Source organism: Bacteriovorax sp. Seq25_V, assembly GCF_000447795.1.
Taxonomy (GTDB): domain Bacteria; phylum Bdellovibrionota; class Bacteriovoracia; order Bacteriovoracales; family Bacteriovoracaceae; genus Halobacteriovorax_A.
This window is the reverse complement of sequence record NZ_AUNI01000021.1, coordinates 1-14,667: the sequence shown is the minus strand read 5'-3', so window position 1 is coordinate 14,667 and position 14,667 is coordinate 1. Positions and strand designations below refer to the sequence as shown.

At 36.9% G+C, this 14,667-nt stretch carries 16 protein-coding genes and 4 tRNA genes; 14 read left to right on the top strand and 6 right to left on the bottom strand.

Annotated elements, in window-relative coordinates; translation table 11 throughout:
- Positions 1-7 precede the first annotated feature (7 nt).
- Together M900_RS14755 and M900_RS14750 are read left to right on the top strand one after the other, a co-directional pair.
- Positions 8-2,746: a penicillin-binding protein 1A gene (locus tag M900_RS14755; RefSeq protein ID WP_021275915.1), complete on the top strand. Its 2,739-nt coding sequence runs from the start codon at positions 8-10 to the stop codon at positions 2,744-2,746.
- 78 nt (positions 2,747-2,824) lie between these two features.
- A complete protein-coding gene (locus M900_RS14750) occupies positions 2,825-3,727 on the top strand; it encodes an energy transducer TonB (RefSeq protein WP_021276022.1) in 903 nt (300 codons plus the stop codon).
- 31 nt (positions 3,728-3,758) lie between these two features.
- Here the strand turns inward: M900_RS14750 and M900_RS14745 are convergent, their stop codons facing one another.
- The 4 genes from M900_RS14745 to M900_RS14730 all read right to left on the bottom strand — a co-directional run bounded on the left by M900_RS14745 (position 3,759) and on the right by M900_RS14730 (position 6,632).
- Positions 3,759-4,058, bottom strand: a complete 300-nt coding sequence (locus M900_RS14745; protein WP_021275982.1) for a hypothetical protein — start codon at positions 4,056-4,058, stop codon at positions 3,759-3,761.
- Between the two features lie 225 nt (positions 4,059-4,283).
- Positions 4,284-4,664: a glycine cleavage system protein GcvH gene (gene gcvH, locus M900_RS14740; RefSeq protein WP_021275724.1), complete on the bottom strand. Its 381-nt coding sequence runs from the start codon at positions 4,662-4,664 to the stop codon at positions 4,284-4,286.
- Entirely contained in the window at positions 4,664-5,734 is a 1,071-nt protein-coding gene (gene gcvT, locus M900_RS14735) for a glycine cleavage system aminomethyltransferase GcvT (RefSeq protein ID WP_021275791.1), read from the bottom strand. The genes gcvH and gcvT overlap by 1 nt, the downstream gene beginning before the upstream one ends.
- Positions 5,735-5,768: 34 nt before the next feature.
- Entirely contained in the window at positions 5,769-6,632 is an 864-nt protein-coding gene (locus M900_RS14730; protein ID WP_021275895.1) for a bifunctional 5,10-methylenetetrahydrofolate dehydrogenase/5,10-methenyltetrahydrofolate cyclohydrolase, read from the bottom strand.
- A gap of 60 nt (positions 6,633-6,692) precedes the next feature.
- Between M900_RS14730 and M900_RS17785 the strand changes: the two genes are divergently transcribed.
- Genes M900_RS17785 through M900_RS14705 form a run of 6 tightly spaced genes read left to right on the top strand, consistent with a single transcriptional unit; the run spans position 6,693 to position 11,052 of the window.
- Positions 6,693-6,857, top strand: coding sequence for a hypothetical protein (locus tag M900_RS17785; RefSeq protein WP_021275992.1), 165 nt, complete (start codon positions 6,693-6,695; stop codon positions 6,855-6,857).
- A 39-nt stretch (positions 6,858-6,896) separates the two neighbouring features.
- Positions 6,897-7,442, top strand: a complete 546-nt coding sequence (ruvC, locus tag M900_RS14725; protein ID WP_021276048.1) for a crossover junction endodeoxyribonuclease RuvC — start codon at positions 6,897-6,899, stop codon at positions 7,440-7,442.
- Positions 7,443-8,111 carry a Holliday junction branch migration protein RuvA gene (gene ruvA / locus M900_RS17405; protein ID WP_021275827.1) on the top strand — a complete coding sequence of 223 codons (669 nt, stop codon included), beginning with the start codon at positions 7,443-7,445 and terminating at the stop codon, positions 8,109-8,111.
- A 1-nt stretch (position 8,112) separates the two neighbouring features.
- The gene (gene ruvB / locus M900_RS14715; protein ID WP_021275819.1) at positions 8,113-9,099 is read left to right on the top strand and encodes a Holliday junction branch migration DNA helicase RuvB; all 987 of its coding nucleotides are present in this window, start codon (positions 8,113-8,115) and stop codon (positions 9,097-9,099) included.
- Positions 9,092-9,832: a hypothetical protein gene (locus M900_RS14710; RefSeq protein ID WP_021276079.1), complete on the top strand. Its 741-nt coding sequence runs from the start codon at positions 9,092-9,094 to the stop codon at positions 9,830-9,832. The genes ruvB and M900_RS14710 overlap by 8 nt, the downstream gene beginning before the upstream one ends.
- On the top strand, positions 9,832-11,052 hold the full coding sequence (locus tag M900_RS14705) for an amidohydrolase family protein (protein ID WP_021275962.1): 1,221 nt from the start codon (positions 9,832-9,834) through the stop codon (positions 11,050-11,052). The genes M900_RS14710 and M900_RS14705 overlap by 1 nt, the downstream gene beginning before the upstream one ends.
- Here M900_RS14705 and M900_RS14700 read toward each other — a convergent pair whose 3' ends face one another.
- Positions 11,053-11,481, bottom strand: a complete 429-nt coding sequence (locus tag M900_RS14700; RefSeq protein WP_034733023.1) for a group 1 truncated hemoglobin — start codon at positions 11,479-11,481, stop codon at positions 11,053-11,055.
- Complete coding sequence (locus tag M900_RS14695) at positions 11,481-11,909, bottom strand: PaaI family thioesterase (protein WP_021275762.1); 429 nt, start codon at positions 11,907-11,909, stop codon at positions 11,481-11,483. The genes M900_RS14700 and M900_RS14695 overlap by 1 nt, the downstream gene beginning before the upstream one ends.
- A 312-nt stretch (positions 11,910-12,221) precedes the next feature.
- On the opposite strand from M900_RS14695, the gene lpxC reads away from it, so the two are divergent.
- From lpxC to M900_RS14665, 6 genes are all read left to right on the top strand, one after another.
- Positions 12,222-13,142: a UDP-3-O-acyl-N-acetylglucosamine deacetylase gene (gene lpxC / locus M900_RS14690; protein WP_021275734.1), complete on the top strand. Its 921-nt coding sequence runs from the start codon at positions 12,222-12,224 to the stop codon at positions 13,140-13,142.
- A 46-nt stretch (positions 13,143-13,188) separates the two neighbouring features.
- On the top strand, positions 13,189-13,947 hold the full coding sequence (locus M900_RS14685) for an RNA methyltransferase (protein ID WP_021276051.1): 759 nt from the start codon (positions 13,189-13,191) through the stop codon (positions 13,945-13,947).
- A 79-nt stretch (positions 13,948-14,026) separates the two neighbouring features.
- A tRNA-Thr gene (locus tag M900_RS14680) sits at positions 14,027-14,102 on the top strand.
- 9 nt (positions 14,103-14,111) lie between these two features.
- A tRNA-Tyr gene (locus tag M900_RS14675) sits at positions 14,112-14,197 on the top strand.
- Positions 14,198-14,253: 56 nt separating this feature from the next.
- Positions 14,254-14,329 (top strand) — tRNA-Gly (locus M900_RS14670).
- A gap of 81 nt (positions 14,330-14,410) precedes the next feature.
- Positions 14,411-14,485: transfer RNA gene (locus M900_RS14665), tRNA-Thr, on the top strand.
- Positions 14,486-14,667: the final 182 nt, after the last annotated feature.

Here is a 14,667-nt window from a genome sequence, read left to right as displayed (position 1 = left end):
GAATTGAATGAAAAAAATACTTGGAAGAATTTTAATACTTTCTTCGTTTGTAACCCTTGTTGGCGGATTAGCCGTATTTCTTGTTATTACTTACTTTTCATTAAGTTTACCAAAGATCGCAAATCTTGCAGATTATAGGCCACCGATAAAGTCGCAAATATTATCTAAGGATGGTGTAGTTCTTGCGGAAATTGGACTTGAGGATAGAGACATTGTCGAGTTTAAGGATATTCCAAAGTCTATTACAGACGCATTCCTTTCAGCAGAGGATTCTGGTTTCTATGAGCACACAGGTGTTGATTATCTTGGGGTAATGAGAGCTATGATCGCCAATCTAAAAGCTGGCCGTGTAGTTCAAGGTGGGTCTACGATTACACAACAGGTTGCAAAATCACTTTTACTCTCGCGCGAAAGGTCTATTACAAGAAAAATTAAAGACTTCTTACTTGCTCAAAAAATTGAAAAGAGATTTACGAAAGAAGAAATTTTATTCTTATATCTTAATCAAGTTTATCTCGGTGGCGGATACTATGGAGTTAAAGCAGCTTTTAGGGGATACTTTGAAAAAGATTTAAGCGAAGCAACAGTTGCAGAGTCTGCTTTAGTCGCAGGTCTTCTTGTTGCTCCTGGAAAATATTCACCATATGTTAATCCAATCTATGCAAAAAAGCGTCAATCATATGTTCTTGGCCGTATGTATGCGAATGAGAAAATAACGAAGCAAGAATATGAGGATGCCCTCAAAGAAAAAATTAAATACCGTCTAAGAAAGCCGGCACCATTTAAGGCTGGATACTTTACAGAACATGTTCGCCAGGTCGTCGTTGACATGGTTGGGAATGATGAATTTTTACAAAATGGTTTTAAAGTTACAACAACTTTGGATTATGAGCTCCAAGAAAGAGCTGAGAAAGAAATCGCTGAAGGCGCACGTGAAATTGATCAGAGACAAGGTTATAAAGGACCACTTCGTAAGGTTGACCTTGCAACGTTTGAAGAAGGCTTCGAAAAATTCAGAAAGGAACTATATGAAAGTAAGTCTCTCTATTTTACTTTAAGCGAAGATAATCAAAGAGAGTACGAAATTACTTATAAAGTCGATGAGGCAAAACAAATTATCGATGCACAAAAAGAGGTGAGGGCAAAGTTTTATAGTTCTCGCTATCAACCAGGCTATATCGAGGATGATCAACTTCTTTCAAATTTAGATAAACAAAGTCTTTATGAAGCTGTTGTTGTCGGTGTTGACGATTCAGCACGCGTTATTTATGTCTCAATTGCTGGAGTGACGGGAATTATTCCTTACTCTGAATTTCGTTGGGCCCACGAAAGAGTCATCCAAGAAGAAAGACAATTTTTTCCATACGTAACAAAGCCTTCTTCAATATTGAGTAAAGGTGACGTGGTGTTAGTTAAAATTAAGAAAATGAAAACTACGTTACTAGAAGAATCATGGAGCGCTTTCAAAGACAATATTCAAAAGTCAAAAGATTATAAAACAATTAGTGAGCAGTCATATGTTCAGTGTTCGTTAGAGCAGGAGCCAGAGGTTCAGGCCGCACTTTTATCTGTTAATCCACATAATGGAGAGATTGTTTCTCTCGTTGGAGGTACAGACTTTGAAAAGAGTAAATTCAATCGTGCACTTCAATCAAAAAGACAGCCAGGGTCATCATTTAAACCACTACTTTTTGCTGCCGGTTTAGAAAATGGTTACACCCCATCAACAATTATTTTAGACACACCTGAAGCTCTAGGTGGAAATGATGAAAGTTTGAACTGGAAGCCTAGAAATTACGATGGTGGTTTCAAAGGTCCAATGACGTTTAGAGAATCTTTGGAACATAGTAGAAATATTCCGACAATTAAGATGACTCTTGATTTAGGAATGACAAAAGTTTTTGACTTCTTAAATCGTATTGGTTTCGATGCGGAAATGCCGAAAGACTTATCTATTGCACTTGGATCTTTTGGAGTTACGTTACTTGAGATGGTTGAGTCATATTCAATTTTTCCCAATGGTGGAAAGAAGATTACTCCAAAATTTATTACATCTATAATTGATAGAGATGGAAAAGAGTATGTCTATGAATTAAACAAGACAGCAGAACCGAACACAGAAGGTGTAGCTAAAGAAGAAGAAAAGCAAGAAGTTGTAAAAGAAGAAGTATCAGCACAAATAGAAATACCTTCTGAACTCCAGGAAGAGAAAAATCCATATCAAGAGCATCTCAATGAGCAGCAGCTTTACGATGTTCGTCTAAGTTATCTTATGACGAACTTGTTAAAGGGTGTTATTCAAAATGGAACAGGTCGTGGCGGTAAATGGGTAAGTAACTTTATTGGTGGAAAAACTGGAACAACTAATAGTTATGTTGATGCATGGTTTTTGGGATTTTCACAAAATATCGTTACTGGTGTATGGACTGGATTCGATGATAACAAGACAATGGGCTGGGGGGAGACTGGATCGAAGTCTGCTCTACCAATATGGGCCGCATATATGAAAGATAGTATTCGTAAATATGGGGAAAGTGACTTCAAAGTTCCACTTGGAATCATCAATGTCTATGTTGATAAGAAAACTGGAAAGGCCATTAATGATGAGAGAAATGGTTTCCTTGAGTCTTTTGTCGAAGGGACAGAGCCAGGCTCAAAGCAGGAAAACTCATTCTTCAAAAAACAGCAGGCAACTGGGCCAAGTACTGAAATTTTCGAAGATGATGAGTACTTTAATAATCAGTAAAATTCTTTAAACTTCCTGAATATTTTGCCGATAATCCTTTTGTACACTTATCTTAAGTGAGTGTACAAAGGGGACCTTGTGATAAATCACAAAAGAAATTTAAAGAAAGTTATAATATTAAGTGGTCTACTTTCTTTCTTATTTCATATTTCACTAATGCCCTTCAAGCTAGATTTAAAGAAAATTGTAGAGTTTACGAAGGATAAAGAGCCTGAGCGCATTAAGCTGGTATTTAGAGACTCCAAAAATAAGATCAAGCAAATGGTCGAGACGCAAAAGAGTAATTCTCAGATTGAAAAGGACGCGCAGTATTTTAGTGACTCTAATAATTCATTTGTAAAACAAATGAAGGCAAAGAATGTCGGCAAGATGAATAAGGCCGGTAAAGGGAATTCTGAGATTGATTCAAAACAAGCCCAGGCCCAGAAAGAGAGCATCGATAAAAAAATTTCTAAAAGTTTGAAAAAGAAGAAAAACGGGAAGGTCTCTTTTAAAGATTTCTCATTCTCACCATCTAAGAAGAAGTCATATAAAAATATGGAGAGAGTTAAAGGTATCGAAAATGGAGATATCAACTCACGAGGTGTTGCGCAGTCAAATGACTATCTCGAAGAAGTTCCTCTGGGAGATATGACAGCACTAAATACTAAAGAACATGTTTACTATGGATTTTATTACAGAATCAAATTGAAGTTAGAGCAGCATTGGGGATCTACTCTTCAAGCAAAGATGGAAAGCCTTTATAAGCGTAAGGGAAGATTTCCGGCTTCTGATAAGTATATTACAAGCATCAAGGTTGAGCTCGATCAAATGGGGCAGATCATAAATATTCGTGTAAAAGGTTCAAGTGGAGTTGAAGAGCTTGATAGTGCAGCTATTGAGTCATTTAATAAGGCCGGACCATTCCCTAATCCTCCAAAAGGTATGATTAAAAATGGTCGTGCTTCAATTGAGTGGGGATTTGCAGTTACAAATTCATAAAAAAAAAAGCCATCGTATGATGGCTTTGTTATTAGTGGTGAGTCTTAGACTCTTTAAGCATTTTTTTGATATTATTTATTCCTTCCATAAGAACGTAATCAGACCAAATTTTATCAAGCTCTTTAATAGTCTCTACAATTTGAATAGCGGCTTGATCGTATGAAATTTTTTCTTGTTCTGCAAGAAGAGAGATAGCTGTACTTATTGATTTAATCGCTGAGCTATTACATGCTTGATTCAGTCTTTCTTCATATGTTGTATCTATTCTTTTCTCTTTGCCTTTGATTATTGCAGTGTTGATTAATTGAATAGATTCTTGATTTTCGATCATCGCTAACCTTATTAAAAGAAAATTACTTTATGTCCCCGTCGGAGGTTTGCAGTATGAGCTTTTTAAAAAACTTCGTAAAGGAAAAAATTAGAAAGAATAAATATTTTTCATGATGAATTGCATTCGACGCGTAGTGCACTGGCTTTCGTTATTCATAGTGTAAGAATTTGCAATAATAAAAGACTTTTTGGGTAAAAAAAAACCTCCTAGTGGAGGTTTATATTTTTATTCTTCGCAAAGAGGAGCATAGTCCTGATCACTTAATAATTCATCAAATTCACTTGAAGAACTAACTTTAATTTTTACCATCCATGAGTCATATGGAGTTGCGTTTAGCATATCTGGTGAATCAACAAGTGCTTCGTTGATTTCAACAACTTCACCACTTACTGGAGAATATAAATCACTTGCAGATTTAATTGATTCAACTACACCAAAAGTAGCATCTTTATCGAGATCATCACCAACAGCTGGTAATTCAACGAATACGATGTCTCCTAAAGAAGATTGTGCGAAATCAGTAATACCTACAGTTACGATTCCATCGTTTAACGATGCCCACTCGTGCTCTTTCGTGTACTTTAGATTTGAAGGAATATTTGCCATTACTTGTGCCCTCCGCTTATGAATGGTTTTGTATGATAATTTGCTTCGAGAATATTTTTTCTGATTTGAATTTTAAATTTTTTATCAGCAGGCACCTTGTTCTTTTCAATAAGAGCAAGACAGATTCCTTTTTCAAGAACAACAGACATTGTCCCTGAAGTTACTTTTCCAATAACTGTATTAGTGTCATCTAATACTTCGTAACCTTCTCTTGGTATTCCCTTATCAAGTGAAAGTTTTACAAGTTGAAATTTTGGTTCATAAGTAGTTAATGCAGCTTTAGCAATAAAGCTTTCTTTATTTAACTTAGTCGTCCACTTAAGAGCAGCATCAAGAGGAGTTATTTCGTCACTTAACTCATGCCCATAGAGAGGATAGCAAACTTCAAGTCTTAGAACATCACGAGAGGCAAGGCCACATGGTTCAACTCCATTTGCTAACAAAGACTTCCAGATTCTCTTGATTGCATCGTGACTTCCAAAAATTTCGAAACCATCTTCACCCGTGTAACCGGTACGAGCTAGGATAAGGGCGTCTCCATTTAGAGTGTCTTCGTATGCGCTGTAATAGCTTGCTTTAGAAACTGAAGCTAGTCCAAGCTTAGATAGGGCTTCCTCTGTCTTTGGCCCTTGCACAGCTATTAATGAATAGTTTTCAGAATGATTCTCTAAATTTATATCAAAACCTTCTGTCTTAGAGCTGATCCACGCCCAATCTTTTTGGATGTTTGAAGCATTTACGCAAATGAGAACTTTATTAGCTACAAGCTTGTATGCGATTAAATCATCAATTACTGTGCCGTTGTCGCGACATAGAGGAGAATAAACGGCCTTCCCAATTTCAGCGCCAGCAAAATCGTTTGTCATAATATAATCAACAAACTTTACAGCATCACTTCCGGTAACAAAAAATTCACCCATGTGTGAAACATCAAAAACACCAACGTTATTTCTAACTGCAAGTACTTCGTTTTTCACGCTACTGTATTGAATTGGCATGTCAAATCCGGCGAATTCAGCCATCTTTGCACCAAGAGCTAAGTGTTCATCATGTAGTGATGTCTTAAGCATACGCTTCTCCTAAACTTATAAATTTATAAGAGATTTATAGGCTATTTTCTAAAGCATGTAAAAGATTTTGAGCAACTGAGAAAATGGTCATTGGCCCAACTCCCTTTGGTACTGGAGTTATCGCAGATAGCTGATCCTTGATACTGTCAAAGTCGCAATCTCCACACACTGTGCCATTTGGTAGTCGATTAATTCCAACATCGATCACAATCTGTGACTGGTCAGTTCTAAAATAATCAGAAGTTAGAAACTTAGGCTTGCCACAAGCAGAGATGATGATATCTGCCCTCAAACATAAGTCTTTGAGATTATGTGTTTTAGAGTGTGCTAGAGTTACTGTTGCGTCGAGATTTGTAAGGAGCAAAGAAAGAGGTTTGCCAACAATAAGGCTTCTACCAATAATTACAACATTCTTAGAAGCAAAGTTGAAATTGTAGTGCTTTGCGAGGGTGAGAATTCCTTTTGGTGTACATGGGACGAGCCCTGTTTCACTTTTATCATTTCTGTATAAACGAGAAATATTCTCACTATGAAAACCATCGACATCTTTTGACGGTAAAACTAAATTTGTTGTGTCGATATGTGAAAGATGTTTTGGAAGTGGTAGCTGAATTAATACCGCATGAACGTTCATATCTTTATTTAGTTTGTCTACTTCTGAAAGGAAAACTTTTTCTTCAACGGACTCATCGAGTTTAATGATTTCGCAGTCGGCACCAATCTTTTCACAGAATTTCTTTTTGCTATTGGTGTAGATGATACTTCCCGGATCATTACCAACAAGAATAACCCTCAGTGTTGGAATCACACCGTGTTCTTGTTTAATTTTGGCCGTGCGAGATTTAAGAGCTTCTAGCTCGGCGTCAATTGCTGGTTTTGCGTAAAGTATTTCTGTCATAATTGTCTTCGATAATATATATCTATAATGCATTTGGCAATTAGGCTTGATAGGTTATATATGAAATTTTACATAGGTTTAGCATTACAACTCATTGGATTTTCATCTGTTGGATTATGTCTTTATTCTGGATTAACAGTTGGCGATTACGGACAACTTGAACTTATACAATTCATCGGTGGTTCAGGATTATTTTATATTGGTACGGCCCTTAGATCCCGATAAAATCTGGTACTCTCGCATTTACAGTATTACAATAACTAGATGAAAGTTTTAGGTATTGATCCTGGTTCTCGCAAGCTCGGTTGGGCAGTTGTGGAAGTCGTAGGTAAGAAATTCAAATATATTGATTCTGGAGTTCTTCGCTTTGATAAGATCGAAGAGCTAATGGATCGTCTACCCGTGATTTCTAAATCTCTCAAGGAGCTTATAAGTATTCACGCACCAAATGAAATAGCTCTTGAGTCGCTTATCTATGTAAAGAATGTGACATCTCTTGCAAAACTTGCGCAGGCAAGGGGAGCGGCCATTGCAGGTGTAAGCGAAAAGTATCAAGGTAAAATTTTTGAATATGCGCCAAATAAGATCAAGTCAACTGTAGCTGGTCACGGGCATGCCAACAAAGAGAGTCTTGATAAGGTTTTAAAGATGATGTTTGGTGATATTAAATTTACGACGAATGACGAATCTGATGCTTTAGCAATTGCGATTTGTCACGGAATGAATATCGGTCAATCAATTCTTAATACTGGAAAAAAGCATTATTCAAAAGGAAGATCCCTTAAAGACGTATTTAAAAAGGTAAAATAAATGATTGGTTTAATACAAGGTGAAGTCATATTTAGTGATGGAAACGAAATAATATTGTTAACAAATTCAGGAATTGGACATCAGATATACTTTCAGCATGTTCTACCTGAGGGATCACGTGCAGCTATCTTCATTTCACACATTGTGAGAGAAGCAAGTGAAGAGCTTTTTGGTTTTAGATCACTTAGAGAAAAGAAAATGTTTGAGTTACTAACGACAGTAAAAGGAGTTGGTCCAAAGTCAGCGTTTTCTCTAGTTTCATGTTTGGGAGTTGCATCTATTGTTGATGCGGTTCTGTTCGATAATAAAAAGACACTGCAAAAAGCGCCCGGTGTTGGAGCAAAAGCTGCAAGCCAGATGATTCTTGACCTCAGTGGAAAAGTCTCAAAAATAAAAATGTACTCACCGAAAATCTTTACAGCGAAGGCCATGACCACTATTGGAATTGAAGAAGGTGCAAAAATCTCTTTTGAGTATGATGAGTCGGAGACTGAGGAGCCAGCTGTTGTCGCAGTTTATGATGAAGTGATTTTAAAAGATACCTTACTTGCATGTAAGGAATTAGGGTTTAAGGAAGATAAGATTACGCCTCTTGCGCAAAGAATTTTATCTGAAAATCAGATAACAAGAGCGGAGCAGTTGGTTCATCTTGTATTAAAAGAGGTTTAATGTGTCGAGATTATTTGATGCTGATTTTGAAGATGATAACGAAGTAAAAAAAGAAATTCTTTTACGTCCTGAAAACTTTAAAGAATATATCGGACAAAAGAGAATCGTTCAAAATATTGATGTAATGGTAACTTCGGCCAAGATGAGAAATCAATCGATGGACCATGTTCTTCTTTCTGGTCCCCCTGGACTTGGGAAGACATCACTTGCGATGATCATCTCAAAAGCATTAGAAAGTGAATTACATGTAATATCTGGACCAGCAATTGAAAAGAAGGGTGACCTTGCGGCTATCCTCACAAATCTCGGGCCAAGAGATGTTCTATTTATTGATGAGATACATCGTATGCATGTATCTGTTGAAGAAATTCTTTATTCCGCGATGGAGGATTATCGTCTTGATATTGTTATTGGTGACGGAGCAGCGGCTCGTACCATGCAAATTGATATAGCACCATTTACGCTAATTGGTGCAACCACAAGATCTGGTCTTTTATCAAATCCACTTCGTGACCGATTCATGGCACACCTTCATTTTGATTTTTATCAAAGTGACGAACTTGCTCAGATCATAACAAATAATGCGAAGAAATTGAAAATAACAGTTGAAGAGCACGCAACGCTAAAAATGGCAAAGTGTGCGAGAGGAACGCCTCGTATCGCAAATAGAATTCTTAGACGAGTGAGAGATTTTGCTGTTGTTCGCGAATCTGATCTTGTGACAGAAGAAGATGTTAGTAAGAGTTTGGAGATGATGGAAATCGATCCAAACGGCCTTGATCGAATGGATAGAAAAATCCTTGAAGTTATTAGGGATTACTATAGCGGGGGTCCTGTTGGTATCGAAGCACTATGTGCGACTTTATCTGAAGATAGAACAACGATTGAAGATGTTTACGAACCGTATCTTTTGAAAGAAGGTTTTTTAATAAGAACACCAAGAGGACGTGAGATCTCTGAAAAGGCGAGAGAAATTTTAAATGCATAAAATTACACTTTTATTACTAATTACTTTTAATACATTTGCAAATTTAGATTATTTTTTAGTAGGAAATTTTCGTTCATATCCAATTGGTTCAGCGCTGACTGGAGAGGTCGGCTACGGAAAGAAAGTTTATGAGAAAAATAAAATCTTATACGGATATGTCAGACCAGCAATTAACCTGCAGACAAGCGCACTAATTAACCAAGCCTCTGCTCAAGTTGATTTCTTTCCGGTATCGTTCTTTGGATTTTACGCAGGAAAAACAATCGGTGCAAAGAGCACAAAGAAATTACAAGGTTTTGATTGTGATACGATCAAGTGTGATGGAGGCGTGTCGAAGTCATATATTGGAACAAGTCTAGCTCTTGCCTATAAAGGAGTTAAGTTTGTATCAAACTACCGTCGTACCACAATGGATCTTGATAATCATCAGGGATATTTTGGGGAGGAGTTTTCTAATCTGATAGGACTAGATAAAGACAGATTATCGGCCTATACAGGGGTGCTTGGTTATGATCTAAACCCAGAAAATTTTCTAGCGGCACTTTATATTAATAATAAAATGAAAAATACAGGTCAAACATCGCAAATGAAAATGATGCTCTATCAGTATAAGCCAAAAAATATTGCTTATCAGGCGGCAATGGGTATTTTTGAAAATAGACACGGTAGTGAGCTGTTTTCAGTTCTTTTGATGTTTAAGTGGGATTTAGAAAAAGGAGTTAGGTTATTCTAATGAAAAGGATATTATTTATTTTATCAGTCGTAGCGACATTGAGCTCGTGTTCACTTCTTTATGGTAAACTTGGTGGTGACTATACTCATGGGCCACAAGAGGTTGAATCAACGCTTTCACCTGAAGCAAAGAAACTTGTGGAAGATTCATTCAAAGGAATTGATCCATCTAAGCTTATTGATCAGCATGTTCATCTGGTAGGACTCGGTAAAGGTGGCACGGGAATAGAAGTTAATAAACGCATGAGAATGTGGTGGAAGCATCTTGGTAAGTATAACCGTTTTAATGTATATAAATCAGCCTCAGGCATTAAACACGAAGAGAATGCAGACCGTGAGTATGTTGAAAGACTTGTGTCTCTAGTTAAATATTTTCCTGTTAAGATTCACTCATATATTTTTGCATTTGATCGTCATTACAATGAAGATGGGACACCTAATGAAGAGCACACTGAATTCTATGTACCAAACGAATATGTAGTAAAAGTTGCAAAAGAATTCCCAAAATATTTCTCTCCTGTAGTATCAGTACACCCGTATAGGAAGGATGCGCTTGTTGAACTTGAGAAGTGGGGAAAGCAAGGAGTTAAATTTGTAAAGTGGCTTCCAAATGCCATGGGAATGGACCCCGCAAAAGAGAGTAATATTCGATTTTATAAGATGATGAAAAAATATGGAATGACTTTAATCTCGCACGCAGGTGAAGAAAAGGCTGTTGAGGGTGATAAGTATCAAGAGCTAGGAAATCCACTAAAGCTGAGACTTCCTCTTGATCTCGGTCTGAAGGTTGTTATCGCACACATGGCAAGTCGTGGTCCATGTTTAGATTATGATAACAATAATGCAATGATCGATTGCTCAAAATTGTTTTGGCGAATGTTTGATAATAAGAAATATGAAAAGAATTTATTCTCTGAGACTTCATCACTTTTAATTTATGAAAGAATAGGTGAGCCATTAAATGAAGTAATCGAAAGAACAGATGTTCACCACAGAATTGGATACGGGAGTGACTACCCACTTCCTGGAATTAATTGGATCTATAGAACCAATGTAATGGAAGACATGGGATATATTAACGAAAAAGAAAGAGAGCTCTTAAATGAGATTTATGGTTACAACCCTCTTCTTTTCCACTTTGTAGCACTAAGAACTGTAAAGCATCCTAAAACAGGTCAAAAGCTTGGTTTAGAGGCATTTCACTACCCGAAAGGATTATAATTAATCAATCGCCTTTCTTTTTCGTAGGATATTTTCAAAGTAGTTAATGACGGAATAGAAAGGCTTAACAATCTGATCTATCAGCGACCATTTAGAACTAACAATTGCTGGTCTCACTTGAATTAAGCATTCCTTAATTTTTTTTGCATCGTCTTCTGAGAAGCCATGCTTTAAAAATAAACGTGCAAAAATCTTATCAACTTCTTCATACTGAAAATCTGTAATCTTAAGTGGATGATGTGCACGATAGAGAGGCCTTCCTGTATATTCAACATCGTACCCGAGTGCACGAGAAACAAACTGAGTTTGTAGTTTTATCAAGCGATCTATATCGATTCCAATGAAGTGAACCGCAATTTCAGGGTGATCACAAAGTTCTTCATAGAGATTGACGATAACAGAATAGACACGATTGTAGCCGGAGTTCATTACTTCTTCTCGACTACGGCCATCGTTAGCCTTGATATACAAACAAGCTTTCCTTCTTCATTTGTAATTTTAATATCCCATATATGAGTTGTTTTCCCTAGGTGAATTATTGAAGCCTTTCCCGTAACAAGACCGCTTGAGACTGGGCGAACATGATTAGCGTTGATTTCTAGGCCAACACAGAAATGTGTTTTATTATCAACACAGAGGTTGGAGGCAATACTGCCTAAGCTTTCAGCTAGGACGCAGCTTGCCCCACCATGAAGAACACCAAAAGGTTGATGAGTAGTCGGCTTTACAGGCATCGTTCCCGTTAGTGAGTTTTCATCAATAGCGGTGATGCTTATTTCAAGATGCTCAACCAGAGTGTTTTTGTTGAATTTGTTTATAGCATCCAGATCTAAGTTCTCTTTGAACCAAATATTCATATAGCCATCCTTAAAAATAGGTGAATTTTAGTTAATTCTTTCTTAACCCCTTAGATTATGGGCGATTTTTTTCGAATAGGAAATGTGATGGGCCTTAAAATAACGATAAAAACTGTTGAAATCATGGGAATTTTTTCACAGAAGCCCTTAAAATCTAGAAAATAGGAGTAATCTTTGCTATGTAAGAGTATTGAAAAATACTTGTGTAGGAAAAATATACCAAAGAACCGTGAAAAAATGACGACGGTTGCCAACTTAGGTATTAAGAGACTAAAATACTACAAGTAGTGAGAATTAATTGGATTTTATTGAATGTTAAATCAAAGAACGATTGCTAAAAAAGTATCTATTACCGGAATCGGGATCCACTCTGGGAGAAAAGTGACAATGACACTTCATCCAGCAGAGGCGGACTTTGGTATTCAATTTCGTCGTACTGATATTAAGGGCGCGGAAATTCTCAAGGCTACTGCTGAAACAGTAGGTACTACTGAAAATAACACTTCTCTAGGTCAAGGTTTAAACTCTGTTCACACTGTAGAACACTTACTATCAGTTCTTTATGGCCTAGGTATTAATAATGTATTTGTAGAAATTGACGGTCCAGAAGTTCCTATTATGGACGGTTCTGGTGCTTCTTTTGTTTTCGTAATGAAAGAAACAGGAATCCAAACTCTTAACAAGTCGAAAAAGTTTCTAGTGGTATTAAAACCAGTTGAAGTTCAAGTAGGAGACAAGTGGGCTAAAATAGAGCCAGCTGAGCGTCTAATTATTGATTCAACAATTGTTTTTACACACCCACTAATTAAAAAACAAAGAAAGCAATTTGAATTCTCTTGTGAGAACTATATTCGCGAAATCGGAAGAGCGAGAACATTTGGACTTTTGAGAGACGTAGATATGTTAAAGAGAAAAGGCCTTGTAAAAGGTGGTTCTCTTGATAATGCCATCGTATTGGACGATTTTAAAGTAATGAATCCAGAAGGTCTTAGATTTGTTGATGAATTCGTACGTCATAAAATTTTAGATACAGTTGGTGATATTAGCCTTCTCGGGCATGAAATTGCTGGAAAAGTTACAACTTTTAAATCGGGGCATAACTTACATAATCTATTGTGTAGACAACTTCTAGCAACTCCAGATGCTTATGAGATCGTTTCTGCTACTTCTTTAAGAAAAGAAGCTCTAGAAGCATTTGAGTTACCAAGAGCACTTGCACCACTATTCACTTAATTAAAACTCTTTGATAAAATCAAAAAAAATTTTATAAGGAACTATAATGGATTCGAAAGATATCGTTGTTGGCGTGCACTCAATTGTACACGCTGTGAGAAATACGCAAAGGCCTGTTTACGAAGTTGTTGCAACAGATGAAGGGATTGATAACCTTACAAAAATGGGTGGTATGTCTCGTGAAGAAATTGCTAAGCTTCCAGTGAAAATGGTGTCCTCACATCTTTTACAGGAATTGGCTAAAAATCATTACGACGAGCTTGGCTTTACTTATAACAGGATTCCTTCTGGAGTATTCCTTGTTACAAGTCCAGTAGAAGTTTACGATCCGAATTGGATTTTTGAACAACTTTCTTCAGGAAGACATCTCAAGATAGTTTGCCTTGATGGTGTAACTGATGTGCAAAACGCATCGGCAATTATGAGAACAGCCGCCTTTTATGACGTTGATTGTATAGTTGTTGCTACGAAAAATAATTTTGGTCTCGGGCCATCAGTAGCGAGAATTGCATCTGGGGCACTTGAGTACGTCAAAATAGTTAAATGTAGTTCTTTGCCAAAATTTATCCAAGCACTGGAAAAGCGCGACATTCATCCAATTGGATTGTCTGAACATGCTGAAGTAGAGCATCTGCCGGCGATTCAAGGCTCGCGCTGTTTAATTCTAGGTGCGGAAGATAAAGGACTATCTAATGCTACATTAAGACTTCTTAAAAACAAAATTCGTTTGAGTCCAAAAGGTAAAATTCAATCGTTGAACGTCTCTGTAGCAGCTGCGATTGCGATGGAGAGAGTTTTTAATTAAAAATTGAAAAAAATTAAAAAAAATACTTGCCAGCAAGAAGAAAAGTCATTATAAATTATCTTCATATCATTGGTAATAAGCTGATTTAGCTCAGTTGGTAGAGCAACGGTTTTGTAAACCGTAGGTCGTAGGTTCGACTCCTATAATCAGCTCCATGATATTTTGGCGAGATTGCCGAGTGGCCAAAGGCAACAGACTGTAAATCTGTCGGGGTATCCCTTCGATGGTTCGAATCCATCTCTCGCCACCACTCTAAAAAAGCTACTTGCCAAAGCAAGATTTAGAGTTTATAAAATTTAAAAATAAGCGGGCGTAACTCAGTTGGTAGAGTGTCAGCCTTCCAAGCTGAATGTCGCAAGTTCGAACCTTGTCGCCCGCTCCACTCTCAAACCAAATTCAATCATATATTTAACCCAAAAATAACTTGCCAAGAAACTTAACTTTTAAGTAATAATGGTAAAAAGCTTGTGTGGCTCAGTGGTAGAGTACTTCCTTGGTAAGGAAGAGGTCGCGGGTTCAATTCCCGTCGCAAGCTCCAGAAGATAGATATTGTTCAGTTTTATCAACTTTTTTTCTTTGTAGGAAAGTTTTTAAACTTGAAACAATGCGGTTTTTCGATGATACTTACAACGCTATTAATGGTAGTGATAATAAGATAAAGGGCATAAGCCTAATATGATTTTTTAAGGAGACTTTAGTCATGGCAAAAGAATCTTTTGA

What these genes read in the sequence shown, in the direction of transcription:
- M900_RS14755 (WP_021275915.1), top strand. Translation starts at nt 8, where the DNA reads ATGAAAAAAATACTTGGAAGAATTTTAATACTTTCTTCGTTTGTAACC.
- M900_RS14745 (WP_021275982.1), bottom strand. Translation starts at nt 4,058, where the DNA reads ATGATCGAAAATCAAGAATCTATTCAATTAATCAACACTGCAATAATC.
- gcvH (WP_021275724.1), bottom strand. Translation starts at nt 4,664, where the DNA reads ATGGCAAATATTCCTTCAAATCTAAAGTACACGAAAGAGCACGAGTGG.
- gcvT (WP_021275791.1), bottom strand. Translation starts at nt 5,734, where the DNA reads ATGCTTAAGACATCACTACATGATGAACACTTAGCTCTTGGTGCAAAG.
- M900_RS14730 (WP_021275895.1), bottom strand. Translation starts at nt 6,632, where the DNA reads ATGACAGAAATACTTTACGCAAAACCAGCAATTGACGCCGAGCTAGAA.
- M900_RS17785 (WP_021275992.1), top strand. Translation starts at nt 6,693, where the DNA reads ATGAAATTTTACATAGGTTTAGCATTACAACTCATTGGATTTTCATCT.
- ruvC (WP_021276048.1), top strand. Translation starts at nt 6,897, where the DNA reads ATGAAAGTTTTAGGTATTGATCCTGGTTCTCGCAAGCTCGGTTGGGCA.
- ruvA (WP_021275827.1), top strand. Translation starts at nt 7,443, where the DNA reads ATGATTGGTTTAATACAAGGTGAAGTCATATTTAGTGATGGAAACGAA.
- M900_RS14710 (WP_021276079.1), top strand. Translation starts at nt 9,092, where the DNA reads ATGCATAAAATTACACTTTTATTACTAATTACTTTTAATACATTTGCA.
- M900_RS14705 (WP_021275962.1), top strand. Translation starts at nt 9,832, where the DNA reads ATGAAAAGGATATTATTTATTTTATCAGTCGTAGCGACATTGAGCTCG.
- M900_RS14700 (WP_034733023.1), bottom strand. Translation starts at nt 11,481, where the DNA reads ATGAACTCCGGCTACAATCGTGTCTATTCTGTTATCGTCAATCTCTAT.
- M900_RS14695 (WP_021275762.1), bottom strand. Translation starts at nt 11,909, where the DNA reads ATGAATATTTGGTTCAAAGAGAACTTAGATCTGGATGCTATAAACAAA.
- lpxC (WP_021275734.1), top strand. Translation starts at nt 12,222, where the DNA reads ATGTTAAATCAAAGAACGATTGCTAAAAAAGTATCTATTACCGGAATC.
- M900_RS14685 (WP_021276051.1), top strand. Translation starts at nt 13,189, where the DNA reads ATGGATTCGAAAGATATCGTTGTTGGCGTGCACTCAATTGTACACGCT.